Annotated in this window: 6 protein-coding genes and 1 tRNA gene; 1 reads left to right on the forward strand and 6 read right to left on the reverse strand. The window is 58.5% G+C overall.

The window, feature by feature from the left end; all coding sequences use genetic code 11:
- The first annotated feature begins 48 nt into the window (after window positions 1-48).
- Window positions 49-125 (forward strand) — tRNA-Asp (locus QRD42_RS08915).
- Window positions 126-291: 166 nt separating this feature from the next.
- Here QRD42_RS08915 and QRD42_RS08920 read toward each other — a convergent pair.
- The 6 genes from QRD42_RS08920 to QRD42_RS08945 form a co-directional block, all read right to left on the reverse strand.
- Window positions 292-1,599, reverse strand: coding sequence for an MFS transporter (locus tag QRD42_RS08920; RefSeq protein WP_321988647.1), 1,308 nt, complete (start codon window positions 1,597-1,599; stop codon window positions 292-294).
- Between the two features lie 78 nt (window positions 1,600-1,677).
- The gene (locus QRD42_RS08925; RefSeq protein WP_321988648.1) at window positions 1,678-2,928 is read right to left on the reverse strand and encodes a hypothetical protein; all 1,251 of its coding nucleotides are present in this window, start codon (window positions 2,926-2,928) and stop codon (window positions 1,678-1,680) included.
- Complete coding sequence (locus QRD42_RS08930) at window positions 2,925-3,716, reverse strand: outer membrane lipoprotein-sorting protein (protein ID WP_318364868.1); 792 nt, start codon at window positions 3,714-3,716, stop codon at window positions 2,925-2,927. Before QRD42_RS08930 ends, QRD42_RS08925 begins: the two co-directional genes overlap by 4 nt.
- A gap of 21 nt (window positions 3,717-3,737) precedes the next feature.
- Complete coding sequence (locus tag QRD42_RS08935; protein ID WP_321988649.1) at window positions 3,738-5,132, reverse strand: ABC transporter permease; 1,395 nt, start codon at window positions 5,130-5,132, stop codon at window positions 3,738-3,740.
- Complete coding sequence (locus QRD42_RS08940; protein WP_072567417.1) at window positions 5,129-5,809, reverse strand: ABC transporter ATP-binding protein; 681 nt, start codon at window positions 5,807-5,809, stop codon at window positions 5,129-5,131. Before QRD42_RS08940 ends, QRD42_RS08935 begins: the two co-directional genes overlap by 4 nt.
- Window positions 5,806-6,417, reverse strand: a 612-nt coding sequence (locus QRD42_RS08945) for a hypothetical protein (protein WP_321988650.1), incomplete at its 5' end; no start/stop codon positions are given. The genes QRD42_RS08945 and QRD42_RS08940, both read right to left, overlap by 4 nt.

Consider the following 6,417-nt stretch of genomic DNA (forward strand, 5'->3'; position numbering starts at 1 on the left):
TTAAGCAGTAAACCGGGGTGACAGCCGGTGGTTGTAAAGAAATTCGGTGGAGCGGTAGTTCAGTCGGTTAGAATACCTGCCTGTCACGCAGGGGGTCGCGGGTTCGAGTCCCGTCCGTTCCGCCACTTATTTATAAGACGTCTTTTAACGTCTTTGCGAAAGAAACCGTATCACTCAGGTGATGCGGTTTTTTTTCGTCTGTAGAAAACCCACTGCAACCCTGCGTATTACGGCGTTGAGGCAAATGACCAACGGCATTACCTCACCGTTGGTCATCTCATTACCGTCTGATTAACCCTTCCTGTTTCCCGCCAGCGCCAGCGCCAAACACGCCACCGCAACAGGACATGCCAGCCAGATAAACACATCTGACAGACTTTGTGCCTGGCTGAACAGCAATCCCCCTGACAACGATCCGCAAATAGAACCTGCCCGGCCTGCGCTTAACGCCCAACTGACGCCCGTTGCCCTGGCATGGGTAGGGTAGAAGGTTGAAGCAAGTACGCTAAGATTGTTCATCGTTCCGGTCAGGGTAAAGCCCAGCACAAATATTGCCGCCAGTAATGCCTGCGGATGCGCAAGCTGCGCGCCGGTTAAGGTTAACGTGATCGCGGCGATAACGCTGGCGACTGTCAGTACATGCAGGCTCAATAAACGATCCAATAATGTCGCCATTACGATCCCACCCAGCACTCCGCCCAGTGGCAACATAGCCGCGATATGGGTCATTTCTGCCACCGGATAACCGCTTTTCGACAGGATCAGCGGTAGCCAGCTGGTCAGCAGATAAAACACAAACATAAAGGCAAAAAAGGCGCACCACAGCACCAGGGTAACGCGGATAGTGTCTATATGGAAAAGCGCCGCAACCGGCGAGGAAACCTGCACGGTTTCGTTATTGATATAATAGACCGCCTCGTTTTTTTTGCCGGTTATTTTGCTGACGATATGATTGAGCTTTTTACGGTATCGATCGCGGCCCGCCATAAAGCAGAGGGATTCCGGCAGCCAGACTATTGCTATCGGGATCAGAATAAGCGGAGCGAGGCCGCCCACCAGCAGCAGACCATGCCATTGAAAGATCGGTAAAATGATCCCGGCGATCCAGCCTCCTGCCGCGAGCCCCAGCGTAAAACCGGAATAGCTCAGGGTCACTAACAATATTTTGCTGCGTGCCGGAGAATACTCCGAGGCAAGCGTAATACTGTTGGGCAGAATAGCGCCCATGCCGATCCCTGTGATAAAGCGTAACGCCGTCATTTCCATCACCGAATCGGTCAGGATGGTCGCCAGCGTGCCGGTCGCCACGATCATAAGGCTTAAGATCAGAATGATCTTTCTGCCGTACCGGTCCGCAAGAATTCCGAACCCGGTCGCCCCGGCGAACATGCCAAATAATCCGGCGGCAAACACCGGAGCCAGTTGCTGCGGCGAAAGGTGCCAGGCTTTGGTCAGCGTCGGCGCAATATAGCCAATAACAGCGGCGTCAAAACCATCCAGCACTACCATAATGCAGCACAACAGCAGCACCCTTATCTGGAGCGCGGAAAGCGGCGCCGCATTGATTACGTCAGAAATAGCCAGACGATTGTCGTCCATGTTGATTTTCCTTAAAGATAATTATGTTAAAGAGCACCGTCCTGTCCGGGAATAAATAAGACAGGGCGGCCTGGGTGATTAAAGATAAAGCGTGAACAGTAAATTGAGCTGCGTGTCGAATGGCGCTGCGCCATAGAGCGTATCTTTGCCAGGTGAATAATGCTGCCACTGCACAGACGTATCCCAGCGCGTAAAGTGGTAACGAAATTCGCCCCAGTACAGATTGCTGTCGTTAACCTGATCAAGACGAACCATGGCGTTCACATCCAGCTTATCCATCAGACTGTCCTGCCAGTTAAAAAAGAAGAAGATCCCCTCGCGGGTGGCGATTTCCTGTGAACGGACGAGATAACCGCTATAAGCGGCCTGCATCGCCGGAGGCAACGCCCGGAGTTTTTCCCATTCGTCACGGTCGGGGGCGGCTTCGTTATACTGATACTCTGCGGTCAGCGAGATTTTACTGGCGGAGGTAAAGGTTCCTCCGACGGCCAGCTGTGAGCGAAAATGCCCGGCGGTATCCCGTTGCCAGGCTTTGTCCCACTGATCCTGCTGTTTGCCTCCCGCCCACTCTGCATAGAGCGTCGTGTTGTCATTCAGCAACAGACTTAAATTGACGCCCGTCTGCAAAGCTTCGTCTTCGGAGAAGAGCGCCAGAAACTGTGGCTTGAGCCGGTCGTTTATCTGTGGACTGTAACTCAGCTGTCCACGGTGCTGGTTATTGGTGCTGCCCAAATCCGCGCTAAAGGAGGCGGTGCTGCTTTCCTGCGACAGGCGCGGCGACCAGAGCAGGGACACCGCGCCGCTGTCCCACAGCCACTGACCGTTCAGCATCACGCTGCCCTGACGATTCTGCCGCAGGCTGGTCGGATCGATATCGGTAACGACACGGGTTGCGCCATCGCGAAACCAGTCGGTCGGGGAATAGCCAGTCGCGACGCCGTTGCGGATGTTGATCCGTCCGGCGTCCAACGCCAGCCCTTCCACGGGCTGCCAGTTCAGATAACCCTCCTGCCAGGTATTCATGGTGTGGTGGCCGGTCAGACCAGCGGTATCAAGGTGATCCAGCCGGTCGCGAAACACCAGTCGCAGGGTGTCGGTCAGGCCGCTGTCGAGGCTGAACTGCTCCGAGCCGCGCCAGTAGCGGCTCTGTCCGTCGTCACGGTTCTGATAGCCCGCCGCGCCGTCGATTTGCAAACGCCAGGCTTTTGGCGCGGCTGATTCAACAGCCGCTTCGTCCGCCAGCGCCAGCGCCGCCAGCGAACTGTCATCAGCCTGCGCCCCCGCTGCCATTAACAGCCCGCAGGCTGAAGCAATGATGAACGGTTTCATGGCGTCGCATCTGCCCGGAAGTTGACCAGATAGTCGCGCTGGAACCAGCGTTCCGGGATGTCACGGAAGTGATAATCCTGATTGCGCATAATAGTGACGAGCTGCGGATCCAGTCCGTCAATGATCACGATTTCAGTCGGACGCGACGCCCCCAGCTGTTGCTGATAACGGCGATACCAGGCGGTTTTCAGCAGGCGCTCGCTCTCGCTGTAAAACTGCGCTTTGATCGGATCCCAGCCCTCTTTTTTCACCCACAGCTCAATGTGATGATAGACCGCCTGTGGCGTGCTGGCCTTTAACGTCAGGCGGATGCTGGCCTGCTGCTTACGGTGACCGTCTTCAATGACTTCTTCCGCCTGGGCCGTGGCTTTATAGTCGGCGGCGAAATTGGTGGATACCACATCACCATTGGCTGCCTGTCCCAGCAGGCGCTGCTGGGGCGAAATACGTACGCTCGCTTTGCTGGTGGGCTCATAGAACCAGATGTCCTGATCCTGTTTAAGCATCAGCTTGCCGGCATCGCGCTCCGGCGCGGTAAAGCGCAGCAGACTGCGGTACTGACCGCGGCGCGGATCCGGACGGGAATAAACGATCACCGTGGTGGCGTCTTTCTGTTTGCCGTTCTGATAATCCAGCAACTGAGTGGTCAGTGAAAAACTTTGCGTCGGGTTACGGATCGCATCGCTGGCAGAGAGGATCGCCTGTGGATCCTGGGCGGCAAAGGCCGCTGGCAGATAACACAACAGGCCGCAGACCATCAGGCGAGCGCGCTTCCTTGTAAAAAACATACACTTTTCCTTTCGTTTGATTCAGACATGCCGCAGGGCATCGATAATGTTCAGACCGGCCGCCCGTCTTGCGGCAAAGCCGACGGCAAACACGGCCAGACAGGCCGCGCCAAGGCTGACCTGCGCGATAAGCGCCGGATGGCTCGCCACGTTCGCCAGTAATGGCACTGAATAGGTCATGCCCGGCGGCACCCAGCGTAGGGAGAACAGGCGCAGTGCTGCATCCCCCGTCAGCGCCAGCGCAATGCCCGCGCCGCAGCCCAGCAGCACCATCAGCAGACTTTCAGTGACAAACAGGCCGATGACGCCGCTACGCTGTACGCCAATGGCGCGCAGCGTGCCGATTTCCGTGGTGCGCTCCATCACCGCCATACTCATGGTGTTGCCGATCATGAACATGGCGACAATACCCACCAGCAGCGACGCAAGGCCAAAAAAGGTATCGAACATATGCATAATCTGACCGTGCATCGGGTTAAGCTCGAAAACGTCATGCAGCTCCAGGCGCTGATCGGCAAAGGAGGTCGCCATCAGCATGTCGATCCGCGCCCGCGCGGCGGCAATCTGATCGGTGTGCGCAAGCTGAATGATGATGCCGGTCACGCGGCGGTCCCCTGCGCCGAAGACCAGCCGTTGCGCTGTCGACAGATGCATCGCCAGATAGACGTTATCCAGCGGCTGTAAGCCCTGGTTGAGAGCATCGATCACCGTTAGCCGCGCAATATCAGGCGCGCCGGTCAGGCGCGTGGTCAGCACATCCACCTGACGATCGGTTTGTTGCGCCAGGCTTTGCGTCTGCTGGCTGGCAAGCGCGGCGATATCCTCATCCAGCACGGCGGCGGCCTCGTTATCCGCCACGGTAGCTGTCGGCAGCGGACAATCCTCCAGCTTCAGCGTGTGGCACAGTCCGAGGATCCGGGCGACGCCGGTACCGATAAGTGCGCTGTTCTCCCCGGTGCCCGCCAGCGGGTAGGGCGGTATAGTGATCGGGTAGTTATAGTCATTCCACTGCTGCAACTGGTTCTGCTCGTCGGGGATCACGCCGCTGATCATCACCTGGGTGGAGGTCTGGCGCAGGAAATTACCGGCGATCCCGCCGGTATCCAGCACCGGCGTCACCACGCGCAGCATTGGCTTTAACAGCGGATCGTTTTCGAGCGTCGCGATCAGCCGATCGCTGTCGGCAATGCTGAAGGCGGTGGGATTGCCGCTGCCGAGCGCCATATATCCCGCGCGGTGAAGTTGCAAATGGCCCGCGCGCTGCACATAGGCGGTTTCCAGCCCGCTGGCGATGTCGCTGACAAAACCGCCGAACAGCAACAGCGCGGCGGTGCCGATGGTCAGCGCCAGCTGCGTTGAAAGGGTACGGCGACCATTACGCCGCAGATTACGTAACGCCAGACGCAGCAATTTCATGACGCCTCCCGGACTAACTGGCCATCTTTCAGGGTAAAGACCCTGTCGGCATGGGCGATGAGCTGCGGATCGTGCGAGGAAAAAACAAAGGTGGTCTGGTGCTCGTGCTGGAGCCTGCGCATCAGCAGGATAATTTGCAGCCCGGTGGCGCTGTCCAGATTCGCCGTCGGCTCGTCCGCCAGCACCAGTTTTGGGGTATGCGCCAGCGCGCGGGCGATCGCCACCCGCTGACGTTGCCCGCCGGATAATTCCCCCGGCATGGCGTCGGTTTTACCTGCCAGCCCGACCTCATCAATCAACCGCGCCACGCGCGCGCGGCGTTGCGCCGGCTTCATGCCGCACATCAGCAGCGGGTATTCGATGTTCTCCCCGGCGGTCAATACCGGCAGCAGGTTGAAGTTCTGGAACACAAAACCAATGTGGGTGGCGCGATACGCGGTCATCTGGCGATCGGACCAGCCGCGCACCGACTCGCCGTGCAGATAAATCTCGCCGTCGTCCTGCTTGTCGAGACAGCCAATAAGATTGAGCAGCGTGCTTTTACCGCTGCCGGAAGGCCCCGCCAGCACGGAAAACTGGTTCGCAGGGATCGCAAGGCTGACGTCGCTCAGCGCCGCTACCCGCTCCCGGCCCATCTGATAATATTTTGCAACCTTGCTCAGGGTGACGGCGGTCATAGTCCCTCCCGGTACTGCCAGCTGATGTCCGCCACCGAGGCAAAACGCGCGGGCACCCGCCAGCGCAGCATATTTTGCGTGATATCCAGCATGTGCAGGCTCATGGCCGCCATCAGCCGTGGCGCGGAAACCCCGGCGAACATATCGCGACTGCGGGCGATCTCCCGTGCCGTGTCGGCACGCTGTTCGGTGCTGGCGAAACGCGCTTTTGAACGCAGCATGCAATGAAAGCTGCGGATATCCCCCTCATCGGGCAGCAGTACGGGCGCGTCGGCATCCCGGGCGTTCAGCAGCCTGGCCCCGGCGTTATCCAGCAACAGCAGGCCGTTGGTGGCGCGCGGATTACACTCTACGATGGCCAGGCCGTCCGGCGTCTCCATCAGATCGAAGCTGATTTGGCCGCTGAGGGAATGCTGAGCGATAAAGCGGCGGCAGAAGGCTTCGACATCAGGGTGACGCAGCGCCTCAAAGCCGAAGGCCGCGCTCTGTTTCCAGCGGTGGCGGGGCAAATAGCAGGCGTGGGCCAGCAGTTTACCCTTATGCGCGAGGTTGTAGGTGCAAAGTTCACGACCGATCAGCTTCTCCTGGATCAGCCAGCGTCCCCCATC

It is taken from the genome of Enterobacter sp. PGRG2 (genome assembly GCF_030291195.1).
GTDB lineage: Bacteria > Pseudomonadota > Gammaproteobacteria > Enterobacterales > Enterobacteriaceae > Enterobacter_D.